Raw genomic sequence first — 25,036 nt, 5'->3', positions numbered from 1 at the left:
ACTATCTGCCCATACAAACCCTTTTCCTATTTGAACGCTCATATTATCTCACCTACCTATCCAAACCTAGCTGTTAAGTCTAAACCACTGACTGCTGCGTTACCAAAATTAATAGCGGGCGTGTTAAAACTAATACTAGAGCCAGATATGAACCTAATAGTGTTCATTGCATCAAGTTTTAAATCTCCTATACTGCGATCTCCTGAAATACTACTAGTATCGTTGAAGATTATCGACCCGCTATTTGTCAACGCCCCTAGTGTTAAGAAATTTGATACAGCAGTAATACCATCTAGATCGATTTTATTAGCTGATAACTTGATGTTAGTAGCTGTTTGGTTAATTTTCGATGCTATCGTATTACCATTGTAGTCTGTTGTAGACACTTTTTGAGTAATAGCAGTAGCGTTTTGACTGATCTGCGAAGTATGAGTAGAAAGTGTAGTAACATGACCACTTACTGTGTTTTGCAAAGAACTCACATTAGTTTCTATGCTATTTGCCTTAACCTCTAAAGACGCTAAATTTTCCCCTAAGCTCGTAACCGAAGCAGCTTGTAGTGCTATAGCACTAGCATTTTGCGAAATCAAAGAAGCTTGATTCGTTATGTTGTTTCCTTGAGTAGAAACAGTATCATTCAAACTCGTTACACTTAATTCTATACTGTCTGCCCTTTGGGTAATTGAAGAAAAATCTTCTTGATATTTTGCACTATTTGCAACAGTAGAAATTATTTGGTTTGGTTCAATTTTAAACTCTGCTTCAGCTACTCTATTTTCTAATAAATCAACATTTTCAGCAGTTAAAGTAATAGCTTCAGCAGTTTGAGTGATTTGCGTACCCATTTCTCGAAAAGGTTCACTGGCAGTTACAGTAGAGATAATAGCATCATCTGTAATCTTAAATTCTACATCTGTAACTCTGTTTGATACCTTCCTAAGTCTTTCCATTGTCTTTAGATTGAAGGTTGTTATATCTTCAATAATATTACCCAAAACTACTTTAGTGCTTTTTTCGTGCTTTGTTGGATCTTTTTCTATCTCGACAATCCTAGCCGAAATGCTAATACCAAGTTCTGTATCAATAATCTTATTTATTGTGTCGCCTATTTCAAAACCTTCCAATCCCTTAAAATCCTCATGTTCATTTAATTCTATAATGTTAACTTCATAAGATACGGAAGGGTTACCATATTCATCTTTTTTCGTATTATCAACTATCTTTTTTATGCCCTTGACGTTCTTTCCGACTCTAAACTCTACTCCGTTATTTTGTCCTCTATGATGTAGTAAACTAATCGAGTATCTATTAAATTGCAGTTCCCCACCAAAAGCTTCTTGTATAGCTTTTAGAACTTCTCTTTTGTTTGCGGTCTCATTTATTAGCACTGTTGTTTTACCTGATACGCTTACTGTCCCTACAGTAAAACCAGTATCTACCAATAAGTCTGTTAGCATTTCAAGTGCTGTTTTTTCTACTTTTAGAAAACTGTTAATAGAAATGTCTATTAATTTGTAGGACATTTGCTCTGCTAGTACATGGATTAATACCTTGTTGTCTTGAGTTCGTTCTTTTGTGTATTTGGCTATTTGGAAGAGATTGTCGTCTGTTTCGATATAGTTGTCATGATGGATGTATTCTGATTTTAATTCTTCAATGACGGTTGTAAATGTGAAAATATATTCTCCGTTAATCTGTTCCTTGATGATAGGATTAATCAGTTTGTCTAATATAGCTAATTGCTTGTTATTCCCATCTACTATTCTTATCAAATTATCACCTCCCTAAAGGAAAAGGAAGGTTATTCACCTTCCTCTACTATTTCTACTGGTGGATGGATGATTGCTAGCAATTCTTCTTTCTGATTTAATGTTAATTGCCCCATCATCCACAACATATTTATCTGCATTTCTACAAAAGTAAAGGACACGTAAGGGTTATTTTCCGCTTTCATGTCCGTAATAAGTCTTTTAAAATATTCGTAATTCATGTGATCCCTCCTATTTAGATTCCAACATGACAAGCCTAATTTCATGGTTAAATAGCATTGCATTATTAAACGCCCTGTAGTTATTTAACTCTTTATTTGTTTCTACTGCTGTCTTATTAGCACTTTCAATTGATGCTGCAATATTAATTGGTACACTCCAAGATATTTGTGGTGTAGCACTCAATTCACTAGGATATTCCCAAACTACCTCATATATTTGATTTGCTGTTGCACCTGAAATAGTTACTACATTGCCTGTCAATGTTACATTTGCTTTATCTATATTTGTTCTAGTTGTACCATCTAATCTGATGATAGATTCGATATTGTCTTTTATCCCACCTTTTACCGCAATAGGTAGAGTTATTCCTTCACCATATGGTTTTGTAAGTTTAGTAAATGGTTCAATGAATAGATGTCCTCCTGGATACGCTATTAACTTTTCTTGTGGTGGTAATTGTGTAACAGAGCTTTGCATTAACTGATAATTTACCGTCATTCCTGTTAAAGCATTTCTTGCAGCTTCTATGTTTGTATAAGTGTTTTTAGCAACTATTAATCTTAGCCCCTGATTAGACAAAGTATAAAATTTACCAACATCTGCTATTGTATACTCATCCGCGTTTGTTGCTGGTGCTCTTTCTGTCCAACCTGTTATTGATGTAGTGCTATTTATTGCATTTGTTTGTTGTACTGCATTAGGCAAAATATTATTATAAAAATTCTCTAACTGAACTATGTCAACATTAGCAGGAGTTGTGTTCACACTTGTAATATGTCCCGACTGTAACTTGAAATCATCACTAACCCTCTTAGTCAGCTTGCCATCGTCACTAATTTCATCTTTAGTGCCATTAGGAAGGGAACGTAGATAGATAATATTTCCTTGAGCGTCTGTGATGGGGTAGTAGCGTGTTGATTCGATATAAGGTTTATATTCTCCCGACGTAGTTCCTTCATAAATATATTCTATATTCCAATTTGTGGTATCTAATCCTTGCAAACCAACATAATGACAATTATCAGGAGTTATAATTGCAGTTACATTGTCTGACCTTGAAATAAAGTTCTTATTCCTATCAAAGAAGTACCATCTGTTAGATATACTTCTAACGTATGGAGTTGAAGGTTTTACTTTGAAAACTCCTTTAGTGTATGATGTACTAGGGTTCCCAATTTCACCACCTGTTGATTCTAAGTATTTACCTACCGTTATATTTGCTTTATTAGGATTAAAATGGTTGAGTCCTATACTTCTCATCCTCTGACCGCCACAAAGTGTAGACTTCGTGCCATCCCCTTTAATGTACGGGTATTTAACTGCTAGTTGGTCAGCTGTTAGGTTGGTGAAGTCGGATTCAATTTCTGAACCTGATGGAAGTTCAAATAATCTAATGTCTTGAATTGTAACACTCGTGCTATTACCACTCATTTTTAACGCTAAAGAATTAACAGTAAAAGAAGATTGAGTTGTCAATATAGCCTTTTTGTTACCAACTCCACTTATTAAAACTGATGAGTCTCCAAAAGGTGTATTATTTCCCTGCGTGGTTAGATTGCCTGTATTTTCATAAACGTATAACAAGATACCATATTTCGTAGATGATTTAACGTTAGTATTTAAAAACGCTTGACGACCTAAAGTTGTCCTAATTAGTTTCAACCTTCCGTTTTCTACTATTGATGAATCTTCTAACGTCCACTCCACCCACGTACTCCTATTATAATTTAATTCCTGTCTTAGCGACCTGCCAAAAATTTGTACGCTAATTTGGGCATTAGTATTACTCACCTCCATTCCTAAATAAATTGCTGTATCATAAGTCATTACTGGTGTGCTATATATGGGTTTAACTATGTCTTGTTCTATTTCTTCAATTCGATTGGTTAATGCAGGAAATGTTTTTGATTTTACTGTGCTAGTTCTAGCATTTATAATCTCTGCATCTTGTTGTTGACTAGTTTGTAACGTATCCCATCTGTTTTCAATATCTAATATTTTAGCTTGTCTACTTGTCTCCTGTTGTTGCCTTGTATCCTCATTGTTTACCCTAGTATATTCCGCTGTTACTCTATTGTTTTCATTAACTACTCTTGTATTTTCTGATTGTTGAATATTATTCTTAAACCCTTCTATTTCTCCCTTAAACTGATCTACATCATTATTAATACTTTGTTGGTAATTATCCATAGTTGTATTTACGTCATTAATAAACCCCTGTACATCATTAATAAGCTGTGTCAAAATAGGGTATCTATCATCTTCAGCTATCTCATCAGCGTCAAAGCCCAAATCTGCTACAACCGTAAAGGGAAACTGGACAGGTACCGTTAATCTTTCACCATCACCGCCGAACAAAGCTACCGATACTAAGACTTGTCCCGGCACATCAAGGATATTACTTGCTATTAGATATTCGGCTTCATTGTTTCCTATTTTTTCTGCTTCAGCAATAATCTTTACATTATCACTTCTTAAAAAAGTAATACCCACCGTTACTTGATTTAAGTCGATGGGTAAATTATTTTTAGTTAATTTGAATTTAATCTTATTTGCTTTTGTATCACCCCGTACAAAGGTGATTCTATTAACAAATGTAGCTCTTTCAAAATCTACATTAATATTAAAATCCTTTGTTATCATTTAATCACCTCTCTATAAGTATTTTTCTTGTAATTTTACTATTACATTAACATTCATGTTATTGCCTGTTAATGTCAATTCTGTAGTACCTACTGGAAGCTTAAGTCTATCTATAGCCCCTTGTAAATCCATTAATTTATTGACTTTATTTCCAAAACTACTAAAGGTATAGCAAAGCATTTTTTCCGTATCTATAATGGTCTTTTGGTTGATATTCAATAAAGTTATACTCTCTGTAGGTGTCATTATTGTTAAAGATGTTGCATTACCATTAATTTCAAAAACAGGTTTTGTTTCATAAGTTCCATTGTTAGTTACCAATAATTTTGTTTCACTTGTAATACTTTTACTTTCTACTAAAATAGGATTTGTGTAAGCAAATGGTTCACAAATAAATTCAACCGTAAAACTATCAAAATGCAAGTCATTACTTGTCACAATTCCACTATCAACTCTAGCTGTATAATATTTGTCTTGCTCATCATCAAAGATTAATTTTCCTTCGCCATCAAGCCAATAAGCCATTTCTCTTAGTATCTGTCTTCTTAAAGTTATATCTTTTTCTATTAAAAATATAGTTACAGGTATTATAATATCGTTGTAAGCATCATCAAATTTAATCGAACTATGCCTATTGTTTATTGTTTCTTCTGCAATTCTTTTAGCAGCTTTTAAGGGACGGTTGTCTATTTTAGCTTTTGCTGTAAACTCTTTCAAATGCCTATTCTTAAATTGAAACATTACCACGCCCCCCTTCCTCTTAAACTGTTAACTTGTAAATCATGAAGTTTTTCTGCTATTCTATTTATATCGGAATCATCTCTTGTTGACATATTTTCTATATGTATGTGATTTTCTATATTAAAACCTGAAGCATTACTTGCTATTGTATTTGGTGTACTGTTTGGTATAAGTTTAGGTATTACATCATTCATAGTCATTAATACCTGTGGTATTGCATTTCTTACACCATCTAGAAAACCATCAATCATATTTTCACCCCAATTGGTTATAAATCTACCTTCGCCTTTCTTCGCTGGAGAATTAAAACCTAAATATCCTTTTACGTTACTTGTTACACCTTTAACCGCATTTGTAACAGAACTTGCCATAGACTTTATACCATCAACAAATCCGCTTATCATATTTTTACCCCAGCTGTAGGCATCACGCCCAAGTCCAGTAAACCATCCAGTAATAGAACTATATAATCCTTTAAATGCACCACTAAGCAATGTCCATGCTCCTGCAACAACACCTTGTAAAACTTGCCACATACCACTCCATATTTGTTTTACACCCTCACACATTCTAGTCCAATCACCAGTAAACAATCCAATAAATACATTTATAATACCTTTTATAATATTTATTGCACCTTCTATAGCAGATTTAATATGTTGCCATGCCTTATCCATAACTTCCCTTGCAGTTTCATTCGTTTTATATAAATGCACTAAACCAGCTACTAATAAAGCAACTACCGCAATTACTGCCATCACTGGCAATACTGTGGCTGTAAAGGTTGTACCTAATGCAGCCAAACCACCCTTTAAAATTAATATGCCTGCTTTTAATTTTCCGAATAAAGTAATGGTCTTTGCCACAACAATTAGTATCGGACCAATTGCAGCTACTAATAAAGCTAATTTAACAATCATTTCCTGAGTTCCTTGATCTAGATTAGCAAACCAATCTACCCATACAGCAATCTTGTCAACTACTTTAGAAACAATAGGGATCAATATTTCTGATATTTGTATAGCTACACCTTCAATTGCTGATTTTAGCTTAATTAACTGACCCTGAAGGTTATCTTGCATAATATCAGCCATTTCCTTAGCTGTTCCTGTATAGTTAGTAGTAGCCTCGGTTAGTTTATTATAATCTTCTTCACTAGCGTTAATGATTGCTAACATACCCGACATAGCTTCTTTTCCAAATATAGTTGAAGCATATTGAGCTTGTTGTTCTTCCGTTAAGTTACCAAAAGTATTTCGTAATTGATTCATAACATTATCAAGTGGTAACATATTCCCTTGTGCATCCGTCATTTCTAAACCCAGTTCATTTATTAATTTACTTGCTTCGGTTGTGGGTTTTATCATTCTAGTTAATGCACCTCTAAGTGTTGTACCTGCTTGACTTCCTTTTATACCTGCATTAGCCATTAAAGATAAAGCTTTCGTAGTATCCTCTACAGAATAACCTAAACTTCCAGCTACGGGAGCCACATATTTAAAAGACTCACCTAACATTTCAACATTTGTATTTGCACTACTAGAAGCACTTGCTAATAAATCTGCAAACCTTCCTGTCTCTTCAGCACTCATGCCAAAACCTGTCATGGCATCACTTACAATGTCTGCTGTAGTTGCGAGGTCTGTTCCACTAGCAGCTGCCAAATCTAATAGTCCTGGCATAGCCGATATAATTTGATTTGTGTCATAACCTGCCATTCCAAGGTATGTCATCGCTTCACTACTTTGCTTTGCACTAAACATTGTGCTAGAACCTAGTTCTTTCGCTGTATCTTTCAATCTTTCAAAATCTTGTCCTGTTGCACCAGTGATAGCTGAAACTTTACTCATTCCCGCTTCAAAATCAGCACCTATGGCTACAGCAGCAGTACCAATACCAACTAGCGGTAAAGTAACATATTTAGTTAAGTCCCTGCCTACATCCCCTAGTTTCTTTCCGATATAACTTATCTCTTTTGTTGCTTTATTTATTTTCCTTTCAAAATCTGAGAGATCAGCACCAATTTTTACTAATAAACCCATTCATTCACCTCCAATCTAGGAGAATATATATTTTAAATCCTGTAAAGTTTGTTCTTTACTCTCTTTATCAACTTGTGTCATTTCCTTTTTTACTTCTGGGAACACTTTGTAATTTTTCTTTCCCATTGCATTTATAATAGCTATTCTTGTTACAATAGCTTGTATTTCGAAGTCATTTTTGTACTTTTCTACATAACCTTGTAACATCAAACTCAACTCCCGTGGAGTCATTTCGTAGTAATCAAAAAAAGATATGTTCAATAAGGACACAGCCATTTTGAACATATCTTCATAATCTGTTACTTCTTCAGTGTCATCTGTTTTTTTTTATCAGGTAAAGCTAATTTAATTGCTTCCCCTAGTTTCTCGCTTATGTATTCAATTCCATTGTTCTCTATTGCTTCATCCATTAATTCACCTGTTCTTTCAAGAGTCAATTCTTTATCTTCCCAATTCAATCCGCAAAACAACATTAATCTCAACTCTTTAACACCTGCACCATCTTGCAGAGAAGATATAGATTTCCCTATAAAATCTTCGATTTGACATATTGCATTAATGCCAATTCTAAGATTTCTAATCTTGTCTAATTCAATTGCTATAGATTTTTTCATTATTCACTAGCACCTACTTTACTTAAAGATCCATCGCCCAAAAATGTTACACTGTAAGTAGCATTATCATCGTATGGGGATTCAATCGGAAAATCAGTAATAATTGCTCTGCCGCCATATTTATTTCCAGTACCAGAAACAAATTCTACTTGTACCTTCTCATCACTCATAAATGCTTCTTCTAAGTCGCCATAAGCTACATCATCTTCAATTAATAATCCATCCGCATCAATACTCCAATTTTTGAAGCTTATTTCATTTTCTTGCCAACCCTGTGAGTCCTTTGTTGTTGTGTCTATTGTTTCTGCACCTCTGTTAAGAGTTGCACCTCTTTGTCCACCAATTATTTTGTCATTAATTTTTACAACAAAATCTATCTTTGCCATTATTTCAACACCTCTTTCTTTATTCTATAAGTTAACTCGATTATTCCATGTACCAATTCAACAGTCTCCCTTGTCACTTCAATAGTTCCAGTTGAATGATATTCATACTTATATTCATCTTTTTCAAAATCTGTTTTAAGTGTAGATTCAATCAAATCGAGCAATTTTTTAGTATGTGAAATACTTCTTTTTTCTGCCCATATGTGTATAGTAGTTGTTATTTCTTTACCATCCCAAGTTTTAGTATTCCAATCAATTGCTCGATCTTCGCCAATAACAATAAAGGGCATATCCTCATCTTCAGCGATAAAGTCATATACCCCACAATCAATTTCTTTATTTGCAATTAATAACTCATACATACCTCTTTGAAAATTAGATAGTATCAACTTTTTCCACCACTCTCTTTATCTCTGTATAATAATTATTTTCCACTGATTCTTGAGCTGGTTTCATAAACGGTCTAGCTGTTACATTACCTACGCTTTTACCACTTTTATGTGATCTATTTTTAGTACCATATTCAATTAGATGTCTATGTGCGCCCTTCTTACCCCTTGGAAATACCGTGGCACTCGGACCCAGTTTTTTAAAAGACTTTGCTTTAATTGAGCTTTTTAAGTTTCCTGTTTTACTTTGTGGTGCAATATTAGACTTTGCCTTTTGTGTTGTCTCTTTAGCATACTTTTTAACAATTGCATCAAATTCTTTTTCTTTTTCAATGCTATACCTAGACATTTCTTTTATTGTTTTTTCAATGCCTTCAACTTGTATTTCAGTCATTTTATATCGACTCCAAACATTGCAATTCTAAATACTTGTTTTCCTCATCGATATTCATAATGTAAGATATGTCAAATCTACGATTATTTAATTTTATAATCATGGATTTATCTATATCTTTTCTATACCTTATAATTACTTTGTGTGTAACTTCTGCTTGTCCTTGTTGTGCTTGTTCAAATTCTCTTCCCTTTAGTGGTCTTATATTAGCCCACACACTAGCAATCTCTTTCCAGCCCTCTTCCGTTTCCCAATTATCCAAGAAACCTCCAGCACCATCTTGTACCTTCTCAAACTTCAAAAACTTAATACGTTTGTTTAATTTGCCTACATTCATCACTCATCACCTTCACAATACTGCAACTGTGTTAGTATAGTTTGAACCGTAAACCTTACTCTTTCAGTTATTTTACCTTCGTGTATATACGTTCTATTTTCATACCAATCAGATATTAAGACTTTGCAAAATAACTTTGCCATTTCGTTTTTTTTGTCAAAATCTTTACCTGTTGCATTTTTTAAGTATTGTTCAGCAACACTTATCAATGTGTATATAAAAGCGTCTTCATCATCAAAATCATCAAGCTTTAAAAATTGCTTCACTTCTTCTAATGTTAAAATCAAATATATCAACCCCCTCAATAGGAAAAAGAGGGGATTTTACCCCTCAATTAATATTAAGCTACTGTAATTTCACCATAGAAATAAGCATCTGCATCAGTTTTTAATACATCAAATCTTTCAATACAACGAACAGCAGTCGCATTCTTTGTAAACATTGCTTCAGAGGATGCTTTAATTTCATATACTTCTCTATCTACAAACTTAACAGCCTCTTCCATTGCACCAACAAAAATTGGAGCCTTAGTTGTAACCGTTGGTAATTCAGCATTACTAAATACATGTACAACCTTACCCATAAATCTTTTTACTGTAGGATTTGTTGGGTCTGGTTGTAGTACAGGTCTTCCTGTAGTGTCTAGCGCTGAATCAAGCATATCAAAACCGTCTTGATTTGTAATAATAATCGCGGATTCAGCAATTATTGGATCAATATCTTTGTTAATTAATTTCTTTAATACCTTCCAATCTGTTACAACTTTTGCAGTCTTACCTTCTTTTAATTTTGCAAATATTTTCTTATTCTCGGTTCTAACAGCTTTCTTTCCAAACCATTTTCCGATATAACCCATCAAGTCAGCTTTTTCATCTTGAAGCAATGTATTGGATACTGGTAAAATTGCACCATAATCTTTTACCGCATATGGAGCACTTTTGAATTTTGGTTTATCTGTATCATCTAAGTCTTCCATTTCTGTCATGTCAGCTAAATCAGTTAAAGAAGATAAGTCTTCGTACACCACAGAACCACTATTTGTACTAGTAGGGTAGAAACCCACTAAATCCTTTGCAGACTTATATTGTCTTTTCAGTTCGTTAATTTTAGTTTGAATATCTTTAGGTACTAACAATCCACCACCATCAGTTGTGTTGCTAGAAACCAGTGCTCTTTCTTCTTCTGTTAATGTCTTACCTGCTAATGCTTTAATAAATGCTCTTACTTCGATCTCACCCTGATTTGTTCTAGTTTCCATATTTTTTTCTTCCTCTCTTTTCTCGATTTTTTCTTCTGCATCTCTTTCTTCTTGTTCATCTAATTGTTTTTGTAATTCAATTTTCTTTTCTAAAGTTCTAACTTCAACCATTTTTGCTTCCGCATCTTCAACCTTGTTGTCGTTTAGCATTGTTCTAACTTCAGCCTTCATTGTATTTAACTGTTCCAACATTTCTCTCATTTCTTTAGTCATCGTTTTATCATCCTTTCAATATATAAAATTAATTTTTTGCATTAAAAAGAACTAGTTTACAACTCTAGTTCAATCGCTAATTTACGTTTATTTAATTGCCTTTGTAACTCACTCTTATACTCATTTAATCCTCTTGCCATCACTACCTCGGTAGATTTATATGCAGGAGTGCTTAATATGGATATTTCTGTAATTGTTTCTATATCGTTTATTCGCCTTTCATATAACTTCAAATCCTCATTATAAGACCATTCTTCACAGTTAGAATTATCCCATCTCAACCAAAATCCAAAGCTACATTGATTTATATTACCTGCTTTAATATTTTCTAATAAATCTCTATAATAAGTAGTTTTTGCAGGTTTCATTTTAAATCTTAAACCAATACTATCAACTTCTAAAGATAAATTGCCTGCCGTATTTCTTGCAAGTATATAATTAGAATCATGATTTATTAATGCTCTAACATCAGACAAATTAGTTTTTTCTAGTGCTGTACTAGATATAATTTCTCTCCAATCACCAAAATTCTCAGACCAAGATTCAAATTTTAAAGCATAACCTTCTAGCAATTCCTCATTAGTTTCTTCATTTGTCCTTACTTCAAAACTAGAAAATAACTGTCTAATCTCTTTTTCTCTAGTCATCTGTTCCACCTCCCTCCGATGCGTTATTGTACTGATTTCCTGCCATTTTAACAGGTATCATATTACCATTACAAATCAACGTGTCACCCTCATCAACGGAAGGTAGATTTTCTAAATTTCTTGATTCATTGATGGATAAAAATCCGCTTTGTATACCAATTCTATAAGCTTCATATCTTGTTTTGATGTCACTTCTAAGTATAGAGTCAACATTAAACCTGAAGAAATAACCATTTTCTAATTCTTTTGATAGAAGTAGTTTATAATTAAGTTCTTGTTCATACATCGTCAATATAGACTGCAAAGTATCAATATAAAATTCTTTCATTTGATGTTCAATATTATTATGTGTAGCTCTTTCAAGCATATTTACTTGGTGCATTTTAACACCAAATGCCGACGTAATATTTTGTATCGAGAATTGATTTAATTCTAAGAATTGACTATCTGCCATGCTATTAGAAATGCTATTAAAACTAAACCCCAAAGGCACTGGAAGTATTTTACCTGCATTTTTAATTCCATTTGCCATACTTTCAAAGCGACCCTGCATTTTCTTCATATTCTCAGGACTAATATCTCCAGTGTATTGAAGTAACCCTTTTGCAAATAAACCACCCTTAAAGTAATTATTTACATACTTTTGACCAGCTTGAGCATTTTCAATAGTAGTAACTAAATATTCCCTAACACTCATTCCTGTAATACCGTCAGACGTTAACCCTTTAAAATGTAATACTTCAGAATGTTTTAGTTTGTATTCATTACCTTTTTTATCTTTATAGACATAATAAATAGCATTATCTTTACCTATAATTCCAGCGTCATCAATCCAGATTCTTACATTATCCATATTCAAAGGATATAACCCTTTGATTTTACCTGCATTTCTACCTCTAGTAACATAGTCGATATACACCACGGAATGACCATTATGTAACCTTTGAAATTCTACCATCTTCCAGAAATCGCTACTAGACATATATTGATTCGGTCTTAACTTTAATAATTTATATAAAGCATGACTCGAAGCCTTTTCAGTACCGTTGTCAGTTTCTCTGTAGAGTTTTAAAGGTAGCTTACTTATACTATCCGTCATGATTCTCATACAAGTGAAATAAGTTGATTCTTTCAGCTTATCATCACTTATACTATTAGCATCTATCCCTAATATCTTTAAGAACTCTTGACTATTTATATCTACTACTTCATTACTTCTCTTTTCTATTGCTCTTCTAAAGAATCCCAATTAGTTTTTCACCTCACTTTCTTTAGTGGGTATTTTGATAGAAAAATTCCCAAAATTAAAAGAACTCCTCCTAAAGTGTATAAAGCAACAATTACATTAACAATAAAGGTTGTGACCACAATTAAGAAAAGTCCACAAAAAATAAAAATGTCTTCCAAGTGACTTAGAAGAATTTGTTTTAATTTTTTCAATTTACCACCCCAAACTCGACAAATATTCGTCTGTTATTACTTTGTTTAAGTCCACTAAATTTTCTTCTAAATACAATTGACTGTAAGCAAATATACTAGCTACTACTAAGTCAATTCTACTTTTATTTTTATTAACTTTATTTAATAGAATATCTCCACTCGATCTTCCAATGACAGTTGTTGTATTGCTCATATTCCAATCTAGCAAAGTATTCTTTTGATAGCTTATAAGTCCCTTGTAAACATCATCTCTAAATTGTTTGATTGGTGGACTTAAGACACTATAACTTTGCTTTAATAGTATTACATCATAATCTTCGCTTAACTTTTGCATAGTAGCAACGATATTGAAAGGGTCTGTAGCAATGTATCTTATTTTGCATTTATGCTTTATTTCAATATTTCTTATATATTCTTCAAGCACATTATAATCAACTATGCTACCTTTTGTAATAGTACAATACCCTTGTCTCTCCATTTGCCTATAGTCAATTTTTTCTCTTCTACTAGGCAACGTGTTTTCAGGCAGAAAAGCATGACTAATTAAATAATACATGTTATTTTCTTTGTACATGATATTAATGGCTGACAAGTCAGTCGTTAAACTTGCATCCACTTCAACTACAACCTCTGCACCCTCTAAATCAATCCTATCAACTTGACACTTCTTCCATGTTTCAAAATCAATGTAGGTTTCCCCACTATAACCACTAAGTCTTTCATTCAATATCTTAATTCTAAACTCTTTCATTGCTGAAGGTATAGTTAAACCCTTTTTATATTCTTGTCTTAAAAAGTTTCTACCATCTTCAAAAGCCATCTGTAAAGGATTTGACTTAACCCAATTATTTTCATCATTGAAATCATCACCTTCATCAAGTTCAAACAATAATCCAAAAGTATTAATAGTTTCATTATCAACACCCTGTAAAATTGCTTTATGGTAATCTAATAGCTCATTAAAAGCATTATGTTCTATATCATATTGAGTAGATATATAAATACTTAATCTGTGCTTTGTACTCATTTGAGATAGCTTTAAAGCACCTATAATACTTCCGTCTTCTTGATTAGCAACTTCATCAACTATAAAACTACTAAGCAATAGACCATTAATATTATTAGCTTCACCGCTCAAATGTTTTGTAGTACATTCATTTAATTTACATTCAATTTTATCTCTTGTTATTTTAAAATGTTTACTAATCAAAGGACTAGCTTTTATGATTTCGACAATTGCATTTCTAACTAATGCAGATATATCTCTTGTTTTTCCTGCTGTCGCATGTTGAGCAAATTTTGGACTTCTAAGCATTATTAATAGTTCTGTAACTGCACATAAAAAAGATTTACCTGCTTTTCTTCCGATTTCGAGGTAAATTTCTTCTATCATATTTTTTCTTATGCCATTTTCATCTAGTTCTTTATAGAACCAACAAAAAATATTCTCCCATGTCATCATTTGAAATCCTGCTGCATGATCTAATATAGGTTTATTAGCATAAAATCCTGTTGCATAATTTATTAATCCTAGTAATTTATATATTGTTTCAGCTTCTTGAAAATCAAAATAGCATGGAAAATTATCTTTATTTTGTAATGTTTCTAACCTATCTATATATCTTTTACATTCAAGTTTAACCCATTTATTAGCAATAAACCTACCTTCAACTACATCTTTTGCCCATTTGTAACCTTTTAAATCTTGAAGTATCAATTATTACCACCACCACTACCGTTAAGCACTTGTAATAATTTATCTTCTTTTTCATCTTGTTTCTGAATATTAATATTTGCAAGTTTTGCTCTACTTTGAGGACTTAAACTTAATTCATTACACAATCTGAAAAATTCTTTCATATAACTTTCCTTTACCCTTAAGGCATCCTTATTGAATAAATCATCATTTAATATTTTTTCTGATTCTTGTATTCTATCTATTGCAACAGAACAACTTGCTAAAACATATGTATCTAAATTTGTTAAGATTCCGCTGACTTCTAGCTCACTTACAATATACTTGAAAATTTTTTTCGCTTCTTTATTTAGATAAGTAGGTGGTTTTATTTTATCAGTACCACCCTTTAATTTTTCTTCCATTTGTTTTCTAGCTTCATATTCTTCTTTAGTGAGATTTTTTGACATTGTATCAACACTCTTTGCTGGTCGTGCCATTTTTACCACCTACCTTTCTAATTGATAATTAATTTCTATTGGAAGGACTCTCATTTAGGGAATTTTATGCGACTGAAGGGGGACATGCGGTTACGTAATAACGTGTTGTAAATTTATTCCATACCCCTTACCCTAATATTAAATCATTACAATAAAAAAGACACTCGACTGAGTGCCTACTGAACTTCTATTATATCTCTATTATCTTTATAGACCTGATACTCTTTAAGCAGCATTCCGCTACCTAACTTGTTAGCATCATGCTCTTCTTTATCTACATACTCATGTATTCTTACACTAATCATACCGCCTAAGTCATTAATCATTGTTGTAGTGTTATAATTAAAGTTAACTATTGCATGAACCTGACCTTGTTCCATATACAACTCATTATAAGACGCTACATACTCTACTATATCTACGGAATCTGCTATAGCAACCTTTCTCCAATTACCTGTATTATCTTCTCTTACACTGCTTGGTTTTGTCTTGGTTAATTCAAGAAAATCCTTATTGCTCTGTCCTATTGCGTCTTCTCTTTGCTCTAGTACTGATTCTTCTTCCATTTCTTCAACTAGATTTTCTTGTGTTGTAGCATTATCTGATCCTACCATCTCCATTATGCCACCTATACCAGCCAAAACAAGAAAGATAATAATAGCGATTTTAATTTTCTTCTTCATATAAACACCCTTTCAAAAGTATTTACATATTATTATGTCATATTTAACCAAAAATTACTACATCTTCTTATCAATCTCACTATGTCTATCACCGTGGCAACTATCACATAGACTAACTAAATTATTAACATCATATGGTTCTCCACCTTCTACAATAGGCGTAATATGATGTACCATAGTTGCATATGTAATCCTACTATCTAAACAATCTTGACATAAATAATTATCTCTAATCAATGTCATTGTTCTTGCTTTTTTCCATTCTTTTGATTGATAGATTACTTTAGACTCTTGATTTCTCTTAACCTTATCGTAGTATTGCCATTGTTGTTTTTTTTCTCTCTCAACGTTCTCAGCACAATCACCACAATACTTTTCATCTATTTTAATCAAATTTTTATTACATTTACTACAAACCTTTTTTAATGACACATTTATTTCCTCCCAAACTATCATCATTTATGATAATAGTAGATATGATATAAGTAAAAAAATAAAAGAGTAAGATATTATACCTACTCTAAATAGTTTGAACACATGTTTATATATCGGTTTTCCAAGTTACAATATAAGAATTAGTTTTATTTGTTGTATTACACTCAGGACAATTTACAAGTATTTCAAGTTCTGCCCCAGATGCTTTTCCATCATTCCAAACACCACGCTTATACGCAATAGCTTTACCAACAACCTCTATACCAAAACTTCTCTTTACTATATCTTCTTTATGATTACCTCTTACAATTGCAATCCAAGAATATTTATTTTTACATACAAAACATTCATGTTCACCTTTGACAGTATCTTTACGAATATCCGATATTTTTTCTATCACACCTATCTACTCCTCTCATATTTTCCTACCTACTTCTCTATAAATTCCCATATTCCTTCAATAATATATAATAATTCCTAAAAATCATTCGCCAAAACTCGACTCGATAACAATAATACCGATTTATGTCTAGATCATATCTATACTATTACACAAAACTAAAGCAGGACAATTGTGTAAATTATCCCGCCCTAATCTATATTTCTCATATTTCTATCTAACCTATCCTGTATTACTTCTATCCGCTTCATACTAGCTTGTAACTCTTTAATATGTTCTTCTAGCACATCATCATTATTTTTTAACACCTTTAACCCTTCTTTAATTTCCCTATTTCTTTCATCCCATCGGTATTTTTCAATATCTATGTTTAGTTCGTCAATAGATTCTCTCAATTTACTCTTGTTTTCTAACCTTTCTTTAACTTCTACTAATTTACTATAAACTCTTTTGTATTCTCTAGCAGACTCTCTAAACGATCTAAATAATCTAAAAACTAAAATTAAACACAAAGAAAAAATTATTAAATTAAATATAATTTCTTTATTCATTTGCCTCTACTCCTTTCGTTGCTTCCATAGGTTTAATAGGTGTAACATGTAACCATCGGTCTCTTCCAATTCTACTAACTATATTCACACTAACACCCTCATACAATTCAGCAATTTCTCTATGTTTCATATCAGTATTTTGCTTATACCAAAGGATTTCTCCTGCCATAGTTTCATCTATATTGGCATTAGGATTCTTACTTCCAGAGAATAATTCTCTGCACATCTCTCTATGCTTTACTGCTTCTAACCCTCGCCTAACCTTCTTCTTTGTATCTCTGATTTCGTTTATATTCCAGATCGTATCTTCATGTATTTTTTTGTGCAATCTCTCTAATTCTAGTAGGCTACTCTTATTACAAGTATCTAAGATAAATAAATCAAATTTATCTTCTCCTAATTTATCATATAATTCTTGTAGTTGTTTGATATGAGTCCCTTTTCTCAACCTGCTCCAGTGATTGCTCTTTCTACTTTCTAAGTTACTACCAGAACCAACATATCTAACAACTTTCTCACCATTTTCCTTTACTACAATTGCATATACACCGCTTACCCCTATTAATTTTTGTTTTTCCATCTTAAATCTCCTCCTATGTTTTTTAAAATATTTTTCAAAATTTCTTGTTGACTATTTACTTTTAATAATGTTATAATAAGATTAATAAATTATTTTCATTTTTAAGTAAAAAAAATAAATAAAAAAGACCACCTAACACACTTGGTCAAATAGCCTTATTTCAATTCTCTAGCTTTCTTCTTTAATTCTTCAAACTTTCTAACAAACCGTTGCAACAACTCATTTTGCTTGTATTCTTCTATGTACTTATGTACATCACAATCGAAAACATAGTATGTTTTACCTTCTTCATCTTTTTTAATTTCTGCATCTGTAAATAACGCAACATAAGCTGCTTTATTGGTGCTATACATCTTCTTCTCCATCTTCTCCATCCTCGCTCTCAAATTCAAACTTATTTAATATTTTTTCATATAGGGTAAAATATTCTTCATCTACAACATTACCTAATAGTTCTCTTACAAACTCTACGCTATCTCTATTATCTAACCATACCCACATACCACCAACACCCCAGATGAGTCCTTCAATAAACGCTTCATTTATATCTTCATTGCTATTTATTTTGTCAAAGTCACTCTCAATCACTTTCAGCATATTATCATAAGTCTCAGTATCAATACCATCTAAATAATCTTTATAATCTTCATCTTCTATCGAATCAATGTTGTCAATATCCCTTACAATTCTCTCAAATTTTCTAACCGCCCAATTAATTTCTTTTTCATCAAATTTGATCATCCAATCTCCTCCTATAATTTTTTTAAAATTATTTTATTTTAATGAATAAAGTATTGAAAATCTATCAATACTAAAACTGAGATACTATAAACTTTTTTAAAAATAACTATTGCATTTATGTTTTTGATATGATATAATTTACTTACAAAAGTAATGTTTTCCTATTAAAAAAATAATAAAAGGGGAAAGAGGTTCTTCCCCTGTTTTGAATAAGAATATAATACTTATAACACTACAATGTTCCACCTCTTATTATATTCTTATTCATATTGTAGGAACTCATAAAATCTACACATATATTGAAAACACTAATACATAAAGCATTTTATGGTTTTAAAAAATTATTAATATAGACAAAAACCCTAGGAAAAACTAGGGTTTTTTTAACTTTTTACTTTAAATTTTTCTCTAAATTTAATAATATTTCTTCTTTGAATAATTCTAGCAATATTGTTTTGTTTTTACTGTCTTTATTCTTTTTGTAGCTTAATGCAATTATAGCATCAACATGCTCCGTCCACTGGATATTAATTTCTTTTGCATATTCTTTAATTTTTTCTTTGTAATCAGTATATACACTTCTTACAAGAGATTTGTCATCTTCATCTTTAACAGTGTATATAGATTCTTCAATCATCTTGCCTATTTCTTTGTAATGCTGATATGCCAATTCATAATTTATTTCCTTTAAAGCAGTTAAATTCTTTTTGCCTAAAATACTTTTATTATTCAAAAACTCTTTATGATTGAATTTTTCAATAGTGTTCTCTACATACCTTTTTCCATTTGCATTTTTAAACTCTTCCTCTAAGTACCACACCAACTTATTCATCGTTGACTGTTCAGTTGTTAACTCTTTGTTACTATAACCATCTTTAATATATTGAAAGAAATAAGGCATGTCTTTATTTTTTGCTTCTTCTATCTTGTTATATATGTCACTATCCCTTTCTGGGTAACACATATATAGAGTCTTACTAGCATCGATACTATAATTGTTTAGACTGCATAACACTCTTAATGTATCAATATCCTGCGTAGTGTTCCACTCCGCTGTCATATAATTACTATATCTACCAACTTGATTATATTTAAAGGCACTTTTTATTCCCTTATAAAATGCCACATTACTTAATTTTTCAGGTTCCGCTTTACCCATTTCATAATACAAGGGAACTACATCTTTCATATTTCTTTTCACAATTTTATTATATAATTTATCTTGTACAACAAGTGCAGAATCTCCGTCTACATCGAACATTAGCCTTTTGCTTATATCATCTTTAACACTTGTATAAACACCTAATTGTCTACTATTGCCGATTTTGAAATATTCTCTGTATTCTTCTTCGATTTCTACATTTGTTCTTATGCAATGTTCCTTCCACAGATGAGGTGATCTTAATACATCTACATCTTCATTATATTTAAACATACTACAATGTACTTCACCTTTTTTTAAAACCCCTTGTGGATTTACACCGCTACAAAATAGAAATTGCATCCACGCAATTATATCAGGAATAATAAAAGTATATTTAGCACTATTAACATGAAACTCTGCTCGTTTTAACTCTTTACGCTTACTTGTAATTCTACTACTTAACTCGTTTTGTACATGCTCATCGTGAATGAAGTTAGGGTATTTTTTTAATATTTCTGCTGTAGCATCTTTTCTTTTTGTTAACTCTTTGAATTGTAAATTACTATCTATATACAAGTCATTAATATAATCCAAATCCTTCTTCAATAAATCCCTAATTTCTTTGTCTTCTACATCTGTAAGAGTCTGCATCATCTGATAGTTAAGTGTAGCTTCTTTGAAATCAGCTTTGTTGGGTTCTACATTTGTAGTATTAGCTGTGCAACCATGTAGTTTAAATAATTCCTTGTATTTATCCCAACCATATTTAATTACATTACCATTTCCATCGACTTCATTAGGGTAATACTTGTACATCTTGAATTGTGATTTAGAAAAAATCACTTCAATATCTTTAATATCATGCCATTTCCCATAAATGTCTTTTATTTTCGTATCATTTCCATATTTTTCATTAAATTTTTTGAAGTTCGCAACAGTAAGTAAGCCTTTGATCCAAGGGAGCCTTATCATCATATTTTTTCTAGATACAGAAGGTAACATTAAACCACATCCATCTGTATGTGAAATAGGAACAAACATTTTCCTTCTAGTAATTTTAAATGTTTTATTATCTATATAATCTACTTCAATTTCAATTTCTGTTTCAAAATCATCTACTACAATTGCTTTATCTATATCAAATCTATCCCACGCTTCTGTACTACTTGTATTAAGTGCTGCATAAGCTAAATATTTATTTACATTACATCCACCTAACTCATTAATTTTTTCCAATGTTAGACCAGAATTTAACTTATTTATTACAGTATTTAAACTATCTTCTACAACAAAAAAACCTTTCTTCTTTCTTATCTGTCCTGTACTTGCTGTGTAGAATATTGCCTTCTTTTCTATTCCATCAGTATCAGTGTATGTAAACCCATTTTTAACTATTTGTTCCCAAATCCTGGTAGTTTTCACATGTTTATTGTGAAGACTTACTATAAAAATATCTTCAGCATCTACACTTTTTGTAAGCACACTACTAGAAACATATACTTTTCTATAATCATTTAATTCTACCGACAATTTACATTTATCTTTCATTTTTCTACTCTTTATTAATTTATTCAATTCTTTTTTAATTTTGTCTGATTCAGATAAAATAGCCTTAAATCCATATTCTTCTTTTAACTTATTGTATTGATCTTTTTGTTCTTTATTTAGTTTTTTCTTAGTAAGATCAGTACAATCCTTTTTATAGTATTGATTCTCTTCTAACTTCTTTGAATGTTCTTTGTAAGATAGTGTAGTATCTCTAAAAACTACTTGATAACAATACCTTTTTATATTTCCCAATTCATTATATTTCTCACACAAACTATTATATAAAACTCTTTCCTCATCCGTTAAAAATGCTAATGTATTTATATTATTTATTCTTACATTCTTCATCCAAAATCTCCTCCCTTTAATTTAACCTTTACCCGTTCCTATTACCACTTCATAATCCTACTATTGACTTTGCACGTTTATGCTATCGCAAAACGTTTAAAAAAAGAATGGTATGACTACCATTTTTATATTGATTATATTTTTTCAAACTATCAATTGTGTAATTTCCAACGTTTATAACCATTTTTCAGCTTAAATAATGCTATTTTTTAAAACTGCTTTTTGACTAAAATGTGTAAATTTCAATATTTAAAGAGTCCTCGTCATTGATTCTATATTATAAAGGATAAAAATGACGAGAACACCATTTATAACCTTTTCACTTTGAATTTATTATATAGTTTAATTCATCTTACAATGTCAATTGTAACTGTGTAAAAGTTTGTAAGCGATAGCGTCAAACTTGGACTGTCAATAGTATGATTATGACGACAACTTTAAAAAGATAAATGACTTGTCTGTAGCTTTATTACTTGTATAAAATTTATCCTTAAACCATTCCCATTTTTTTATTTCTCTTGATAGATTGCTTTGTTCTATACCGGATACATTACATAAACCTTCTTTAGGTATTTTAGTTATACCTTTTTCTACATTTTGCTCAAGATATTCCTTTGCAGATTCTTCTCTCTGTTTACCCTTTGTTGCTTTTTTGCCATTGTTCTTACGTTTGTCTTCTTTGAGTGTAACTTCAAAAGGTAAACTATTTTTTTCTATGATATTTACATTTTTGAATTGCTTAGAAACTAATTTAAAGATACTAACATTATCTATTGCTACATGCATAGTACATTTATCAATATCTTCTGTTCTTGCAATTCTCTTTAGTGCCTGATATATTTCCCCTGCTACAATAGAATTTTTTAATCGATCAAACTTCTTATTTCTAAACACAGAATATTTGTATTTGTCAATCCAAAATTCCTCTATATACTAATTGAAATTTCCCCTAGGGGAGTAAAAAAATTATTGTTCCTCAAGCCATCGTTTGGTTTCTTTTAATCTGTAAGAATTACCATTCATATTTACTATATAAGATTTATGGGTTAATCTATCTATCATAGCTGCTGTCATAACTGGATCTTTAAATATTTCATCCCACCTTTCAAAGGAAAGATTGGTTGTGATAATGGTTGATTTTCTACCCGCTCTCAAAGATAAGTATGTGAAAAGTAGCTCGGAAGCCTCCTTATCAAAGGAGATATATCCTAATTCATCGGCTATGATTAAATCATACTTTTCAAACCTTTTTTCAAAGGCACGAAGGTTTTTTTCTGACCTACTTTCCTTTAATTCATTCACCAATAGGGGAATGGTAGTGAATAGGACTTTATAGCCTACATTACAGGCTTTTATGCCCAAACCAATAGCCATATGGGTCTTCCCCGTGCCTGGGTTACCTGCAAGGATAATATTTTGACCCGTTTCAATAAATTCAAGGGTTGAAAACACCTTCACTTTATTTCTTGCATCTTCTGGCAAATCTTCTATGATTAAATCTTCAAGGTATTTTTTATATGGAAATCTTGCACTTCTAATCCTGCTCTTCCTCCCATTGTCTTTTCTAAGGTCATATTCTTTTTCTAAAAGATCGTAAAGGAAAGTGTCATAGGTTTTAGAGTCTTTATTGGCTTCGGTAAGTTCTTCTTTAAAATGCCTTAGAATATATGGCAGCTTAAGTTCTTTAGAAAACAATGCTATTTTTTCATAGATGTCTTTATGGTTCATATGATTTTCGCCTCCTTCTTAAAGGCTACACAGGAACCTTTAAGAAGATTACCATAATGGCTTAATATTAATTTAGATTGTTCTTCTATTTGAGTAGTCCTTTCGCGATTAATGACTTTTCCTTCGTCTTCATTTCTGTTACAAAGCATTTTTATCTTCTCTGTATTAACTCCTATGGGACTGAGCTTTTCCAAATCTTTAATGATATTCTCAACTTTTTCTAATCCTTTTTGACCAATTAATTCAAGAAGGTCTATGAAATCCTTAGGATTTTCGGTATAATATTTATTGTATATGGTTTGAAGCGTGGGGTTCATTTGTCGCATGGCTGTGCTGGAATGAAGTGACCCAGGCTTCTTTTTTATGGTTTTTATGTAATGCTCTATCTTAATATTCCAAGTGTGAACACCATAGTTTCTGTTATGCTGAGCTATGAGCTTATTTTGATGGTAGACAAAGATTGTTTCTGGATATATTTTTACAAAGACGAACTTACCTACTAGATCATCGGGAACAGAGTATTTGTTTTCATCAATGCTTATGACAGAATATTTATTGACTCTAAGCTCTGCCGTTCTAGCGGTATCATAACTAGGCATTAATTCAAGAAGATATGGTTTCTCTTCCTCAAGGACATCTCTAGGACTTTTACCATCGTTGTACTCTGTTATGCGGTTATTCAGTTTAACTAATACTTCTTGAAGATATTCATTGGCTTCATCAAGGTTTTTAAAGGTATCTCTTTTGCCAAAAACCTTTCTCCTTATGTACTCGATACTTCTTTCCACATGACCTTTTTCATTGCCGCTACAGGTATTGCAAAATCTATATCTAAACCCGTAATACAAGGATAACTTCAAAAGATCTTCTGTAGGTTCCTTTTCTGTTTTACTGACAAACCTTTTTACAGCTACCTTCATATTGTCATAAACTACTGTTTGATAAACCCCTTCAATTTGGTTAAAAAACTTCACATGGACATCTAGAAAGTGCTCCATCCTTTGGTTATGATACAACCTAGCATAACGATAGTTGCCTTTAGCACTGGTGAAGGCTGCCATTTGCAGAGTCTTAGGCTTGCCATCTATGATAAGATTCACATAACCCCAATCAAATTCACATATTTCCCCTAGATGATACTCTTGTCTTATGTAGGCTTCTTTGGTTTGCTTACAATTCTCCCTGATGTAGGTACATACTGTTGGATAGCTTATATCATAACCTTCTTCAATTAGAGCTTCATAAATATCAATCTTTTTCTTCTGTTGTTTACTCCTTCCTGTAGCTTTCTTTATCTCATTTTCCTTGAGGAAAAAGTGAATCCTCTCTATTATCTCATCTGTTAGCTTTCTTCTAATCCTATTGCTGCTATCATACTTTGGTGCTGAGATAATATCTGTTATTAGTTCCTTATCTTCCTCCTGAGAGTTGAGTAAATCTCTTTTTTTCTTTTCATACTCCCTAATATATTTTCTTATGGTTTTTCTATCAATTCCAGTTCTCCTATGAATCTCCCACTGGGACTTTCCCTCCCTGAAATGTGATAGAATTATTTCTTGTTTTTCCACTAAACTGATCATCCCCTTAGCCCCCCTATGAAGTATCATA

At 31.7% G+C, this 25,036-nt stretch carries 28 protein-coding genes; all 28 read right to left on the bottom strand.

The window, feature by feature from the left end; genetic code table 11:
* Positions 1–56 precede the first annotated feature (56 nt).
* A complete protein-coding gene (locus tag BJL90_RS14305; protein ID WP_070969373.1) occupies positions 57–1,772 on the bottom strand; it encodes a prophage endopeptidase tail family protein in 1,716 nt (571 codons plus the stop codon).
* Between the two features lie 29 nt (positions 1,773–1,801).
* Complete coding sequence (locus BJL90_RS14300) at positions 1,802–1,990, bottom strand: hypothetical protein (RefSeq protein WP_070969370.1); 189 nt, start codon at positions 1,988–1,990, stop codon at positions 1,802–1,804.
* Positions 1,991–2,000: 10 nt separating this feature from the next.
* A complete protein-coding gene (locus BJL90_RS14295; protein WP_070969366.1) occupies positions 2,001–4,634 on the bottom strand; it encodes a BppU family phage baseplate upper protein in 2,634 nt (877 codons plus the stop codon).
* A gap of 12 nt (positions 4,635–4,646) precedes the next feature.
* Positions 4,647–5,375 (bottom strand): distal tail protein Dit, encoded by a 729-nt coding sequence (locus BJL90_RS14290; protein ID WP_070969363.1) that lies wholly within the window; start codon positions 5,373–5,375, stop codon positions 4,647–4,649.
* Positions 5,375–7,417 (bottom strand): phage tail tape measure protein, encoded by a 2,043-nt coding sequence (locus BJL90_RS14285; RefSeq protein WP_070969360.1) that lies wholly within the window; start codon positions 7,415–7,417, stop codon positions 5,375–5,377. Before BJL90_RS14285 ends, BJL90_RS14290 begins: the two co-directional genes overlap by 1 nt.
* A gap of 15 nt (positions 7,418–7,432) precedes the next feature.
* On the bottom strand, positions 7,433–7,624 hold the full coding sequence (locus BJL90_RS14280; protein ID WP_070969357.1) for a hypothetical protein: 192 nt from the start codon (positions 7,622–7,624) through the stop codon (positions 7,433–7,435).
* A 92-nt stretch (positions 7,625–7,716) separates the two neighbouring features.
* Complete coding sequence (locus tag BJL90_RS14275) at positions 7,717–8,031, bottom strand: hypothetical protein (protein ID WP_070969356.1); 315 nt, start codon at positions 8,029–8,031, stop codon at positions 7,717–7,719.
* The gene (locus BJL90_RS14270; protein ID WP_070969353.1) at positions 8,031–8,417 is read right to left on the bottom strand and encodes a phage tail tube protein; all 387 of its coding nucleotides are present in this window, start codon (positions 8,415–8,417) and stop codon (positions 8,031–8,033) included. The genes BJL90_RS14275 and BJL90_RS14270 overlap by 1 nt, the downstream gene beginning before the upstream one ends.
* Positions 8,417–8,806 carry a DUF3168 domain-containing protein gene (locus BJL90_RS14265; RefSeq protein ID WP_070969350.1) on the bottom strand — a complete coding sequence of 130 codons (390 nt, stop codon included), beginning with the start codon at positions 8,804–8,806 and terminating at the stop codon, positions 8,417–8,419. Before BJL90_RS14265 ends, BJL90_RS14270 begins: the two co-directional genes overlap by 1 nt.
* Positions 8,793–9,200 carry an HK97-gp10 family putative phage morphogenesis protein gene (locus BJL90_RS14260; RefSeq protein ID WP_070969347.1) on the bottom strand — a complete coding sequence of 136 codons (408 nt, stop codon included), beginning with the start codon at positions 9,198–9,200 and terminating at the stop codon, positions 8,793–8,795. The genes BJL90_RS14265 and BJL90_RS14260 overlap by 14 nt, the downstream gene beginning before the upstream one ends.
* A 1-nt stretch (position 9,201) precedes the next feature.
* Positions 9,202–9,537, bottom strand: a complete 336-nt coding sequence (locus BJL90_RS14255; protein WP_070969344.1) for a phage head closure protein — start codon at positions 9,535–9,537, stop codon at positions 9,202–9,204.
* Positions 9,537–9,824: a head-tail connector protein gene (locus tag BJL90_RS14250; protein ID WP_070969342.1), complete on the bottom strand. Its 288-nt coding sequence runs from the start codon at positions 9,822–9,824 to the stop codon at positions 9,537–9,539. Before BJL90_RS14250 ends, BJL90_RS14255 begins: the two co-directional genes overlap by 1 nt.
* Before the next feature lie 53 nt (positions 9,825–9,877).
* Positions 9,878–11,008, bottom strand: a complete 1,131-nt coding sequence (locus tag BJL90_RS14245; protein WP_070969339.1) for a phage major capsid protein — start codon at positions 11,006–11,008, stop codon at positions 9,878–9,880.
* A 56-nt stretch (positions 11,009–11,064) separates the two neighbouring features.
* Positions 11,065–11,655, bottom strand: a complete 591-nt coding sequence (locus tag BJL90_RS14240; RefSeq protein WP_070969337.1) for an HK97 family phage prohead protease — start codon at positions 11,653–11,655, stop codon at positions 11,065–11,067.
* Positions 11,648–12,904, bottom strand: coding sequence for a phage portal protein (locus tag BJL90_RS14235; protein WP_070969334.1), 1,257 nt, complete (start codon positions 12,902–12,904; stop codon positions 11,648–11,650). The genes BJL90_RS14240 and BJL90_RS14235 overlap by 8 nt, the downstream gene beginning before the upstream one ends.
* 192 nt (positions 12,905–13,096) lie before the next feature.
* Complete coding sequence (locus BJL90_RS14225; RefSeq protein WP_070969327.1) at positions 13,097–14,812, bottom strand: terminase large subunit; 1,716 nt, start codon at positions 14,810–14,812, stop codon at positions 13,097–13,099.
* Entirely contained in the window at positions 14,809–15,270 is a 462-nt protein-coding gene (locus BJL90_RS14220) for a phage terminase small subunit P27 family (protein WP_070969325.1), read from the bottom strand. The genes BJL90_RS14225 and BJL90_RS14220 overlap by 4 nt, the downstream gene beginning before the upstream one ends.
* 176 nt (positions 15,271–15,446) lie before the next feature.
* Positions 15,447–15,953, bottom strand: coding sequence for a hypothetical protein (locus BJL90_RS14215; RefSeq protein ID WP_070969322.1), 507 nt, complete (start codon positions 15,951–15,953; stop codon positions 15,447–15,449).
* Positions 15,954–16,010: 57 nt separating this feature from the next.
* Positions 16,011–16,385 carry an HNH endonuclease gene (locus BJL90_RS14210; RefSeq protein WP_169824223.1) on the bottom strand — a complete coding sequence of 125 codons (375 nt, stop codon included), beginning with the start codon at positions 16,383–16,385 and terminating at the stop codon, positions 16,011–16,013.
* 109 nt (positions 16,386–16,494) lie between these two features.
* A complete protein-coding gene (locus BJL90_RS14205; RefSeq protein WP_070969316.1) occupies positions 16,495–16,788 on the bottom strand; it encodes a hypothetical protein in 294 nt (97 codons plus the stop codon).
* A gap of 191 nt (positions 16,789–16,979) precedes the next feature.
* Positions 16,980–17,339 (bottom strand): hypothetical protein, encoded by a 360-nt coding sequence (locus BJL90_RS14200; RefSeq protein WP_070969313.1) that lies wholly within the window; start codon positions 17,337–17,339, stop codon positions 16,980–16,982.
* Entirely contained in the window at positions 17,332–17,919 is a 588-nt protein-coding gene (locus BJL90_RS14195; RefSeq protein ID WP_070969310.1) for a GIY-YIG nuclease family protein, read from the bottom strand. Before BJL90_RS14195 ends, BJL90_RS14200 begins: the two co-directional genes overlap by 8 nt.
* Positions 17,920–18,074: 155 nt before the next feature.
* Positions 18,075–18,284 (bottom strand): hypothetical protein, encoded by a 210-nt coding sequence (locus tag BJL90_RS14190; RefSeq protein WP_070969307.1) that lies wholly within the window; start codon positions 18,282–18,284, stop codon positions 18,075–18,077.
* On the bottom strand, positions 18,265–18,660 hold the full coding sequence (locus BJL90_RS14185; RefSeq protein ID WP_070969305.1) for a hypothetical protein: 396 nt from the start codon (positions 18,658–18,660) through the stop codon (positions 18,265–18,267). Before BJL90_RS14185 ends, BJL90_RS14190 begins: the two co-directional genes overlap by 20 nt.
* A gap of 391 nt (positions 18,661–19,051) precedes the next feature.
* Complete coding sequence (locus BJL90_RS14180) at positions 19,052–21,700, bottom strand: hypothetical protein (RefSeq protein WP_070969302.1); 2,649 nt, start codon at positions 21,698–21,700, stop codon at positions 19,052–19,054.
* A 423-nt stretch (positions 21,701–22,123) separates the two neighbouring features.
* Positions 22,124–22,594 (bottom strand): hypothetical protein, encoded by a 471-nt coding sequence (locus BJL90_RS14175; protein ID WP_070969299.1) that lies wholly within the window; start codon positions 22,592–22,594, stop codon positions 22,124–22,126.
* A 72-nt stretch (positions 22,595–22,666) separates the two neighbouring features.
* Positions 22,667–23,428: an IS21-like element helper ATPase IstB gene (istB, locus tag BJL90_RS14170; RefSeq protein ID WP_070963417.1), complete on the bottom strand. Its 762-nt coding sequence runs from the start codon at positions 23,426–23,428 to the stop codon at positions 22,667–22,669.
* The gene (gene istA / locus BJL90_RS14165; RefSeq protein WP_070963420.1) at positions 23,425–25,008 is read right to left on the bottom strand and encodes an IS21 family transposase; all 1,584 of its coding nucleotides are present in this window, start codon (positions 25,006–25,008) and stop codon (positions 23,425–23,427) included. The genes istB and istA overlap by 4 nt, the downstream gene beginning before the upstream one ends.
* Between the last annotated feature and the right edge of the window lie 28 nt (positions 25,009–25,036).

This window comes from Clostridium formicaceticum, from assembly GCF_001854185.1.
Lineage (GTDB): Bacteria > Bacillota > Clostridia > Peptostreptococcales > Natronincolaceae > Andreesenella > Andreesenella formicacetica.
This window is presented reverse-complemented; position numbering and strand designations above follow the sequence as displayed.

What these genes read in the sequence shown, in the direction of transcription:
- BJL90_RS14180 (WP_070969302.1), bottom strand. Translation starts at nt 21,700, where the DNA reads ATGAAGAATGTAAGAATAAATAATATAAATACATTAGCATTTTTAACG.
- istB (WP_070963417.1), bottom strand. Translation starts at nt 23,428, where the DNA reads ATGAACCATAAAGACATCTATGAAAAAATAGCATTGTTTTCTAAAGAA.
- BJL90_RS14195 (WP_070969310.1), bottom strand. Translation starts at nt 17,919, where the DNA reads ATGGAAAAACAAAAATTAATAGGGGTAAGCGGTGTATATGCAATTGTA.
- istA (WP_070963420.1), bottom strand. Translation starts at nt 25,008, where the DNA reads ATGATCAGTTTAGTGGAAAAACAAGAAATAATTCTATCACATTTCAGG.
- BJL90_RS14285 (WP_070969360.1), bottom strand. Translation starts at nt 7,417, where the DNA reads ATGGGTTTATTAGTAAAAATTGGTGCTGATCTCTCAGATTTTGAAAGG.
- BJL90_RS14200 (WP_070969313.1), bottom strand. Translation starts at nt 17,339, where the DNA reads ATGAATAAAGAAATTATATTTAATTTAATAATTTTTTCTTTGTGTTTA.
- BJL90_RS14275 (WP_070969356.1), bottom strand. Translation starts at nt 8,031, where the DNA reads ATGAAAAAATCTATAGCAATTGAATTAGACAAGATTAGAAATCTTAGA.
- BJL90_RS14245 (WP_070969339.1), bottom strand. Translation starts at nt 11,008, where the DNA reads ATGACTAAAGAAATGAGAGAAATGTTGGAACAGTTAAATACAATGAAG.
- BJL90_RS14280 (WP_070969357.1), bottom strand. Translation starts at nt 7,624, where the DNA reads ATGTTACAAGGTTATGTAGAAAAGTACAAAAATGACTTCGAAATACAA.
- BJL90_RS14295 (WP_070969366.1), bottom strand. Translation starts at nt 4,634, where the DNA reads ATGATAACAAAGGATTTTAATATTAATGTAGATTTTGAAAGAGCTACA.
- BJL90_RS14260 (WP_070969347.1), bottom strand. Translation starts at nt 9,200, where the DNA reads ATGACTGAAATACAAGTTGAAGGCATTGAAAAAACAATAAAAGAAATG.
- BJL90_RS14240 (WP_070969337.1), bottom strand. Translation starts at nt 11,655, where the DNA reads ATGACTAGAGAAAAAGAGATTAGACAGTTATTTTCTAGTTTTGAAGTA.
- BJL90_RS14290 (WP_070969363.1), bottom strand. Translation starts at nt 5,375, where the DNA reads ATGTTTCAATTTAAGAATAGGCATTTGAAAGAGTTTACAGCAAAAGCT.
- BJL90_RS14185 (WP_070969305.1), bottom strand. Translation starts at nt 18,660, where the DNA reads ATGATCAAATTTGATGAAAAAGAAATTAATTGGGCGGTTAGAAAATTT.
- BJL90_RS14255 (WP_070969344.1), bottom strand. Translation starts at nt 9,537, where the DNA reads ATGAATGTAGGCAAATTAAACAAACGTATTAAGTTTTTGAAGTTTGAG.
- BJL90_RS14190 (WP_070969307.1), bottom strand. Translation starts at nt 18,284, where the DNA reads ATGGAGAAGAAGATGTATAGCACCAATAAAGCAGCTTATGTTGCGTTA.
- BJL90_RS14220 (WP_070969325.1), bottom strand. Translation starts at nt 15,270, where the DNA reads ATGGCACGACCAGCAAAGAGTGTTGATACAATGTCAAAAAATCTCACT.
- BJL90_RS14300 (WP_070969370.1), bottom strand. Translation starts at nt 1,990, where the DNA reads ATGAATTACGAATATTTTAAAAGACTTATTACGGACATGAAAGCGGAA.
- BJL90_RS14270 (WP_070969353.1), bottom strand. Translation starts at nt 8,417, where the DNA reads ATGGCAAAGATAGATTTTGTTGTAAAAATTAATGACAAAATAATTGGT.
- BJL90_RS14215 (WP_070969322.1), bottom strand. Translation starts at nt 15,953, where the DNA reads ATGAAGAAGAAAATTAAAATCGCTATTATTATCTTTCTTGTTTTGGCT.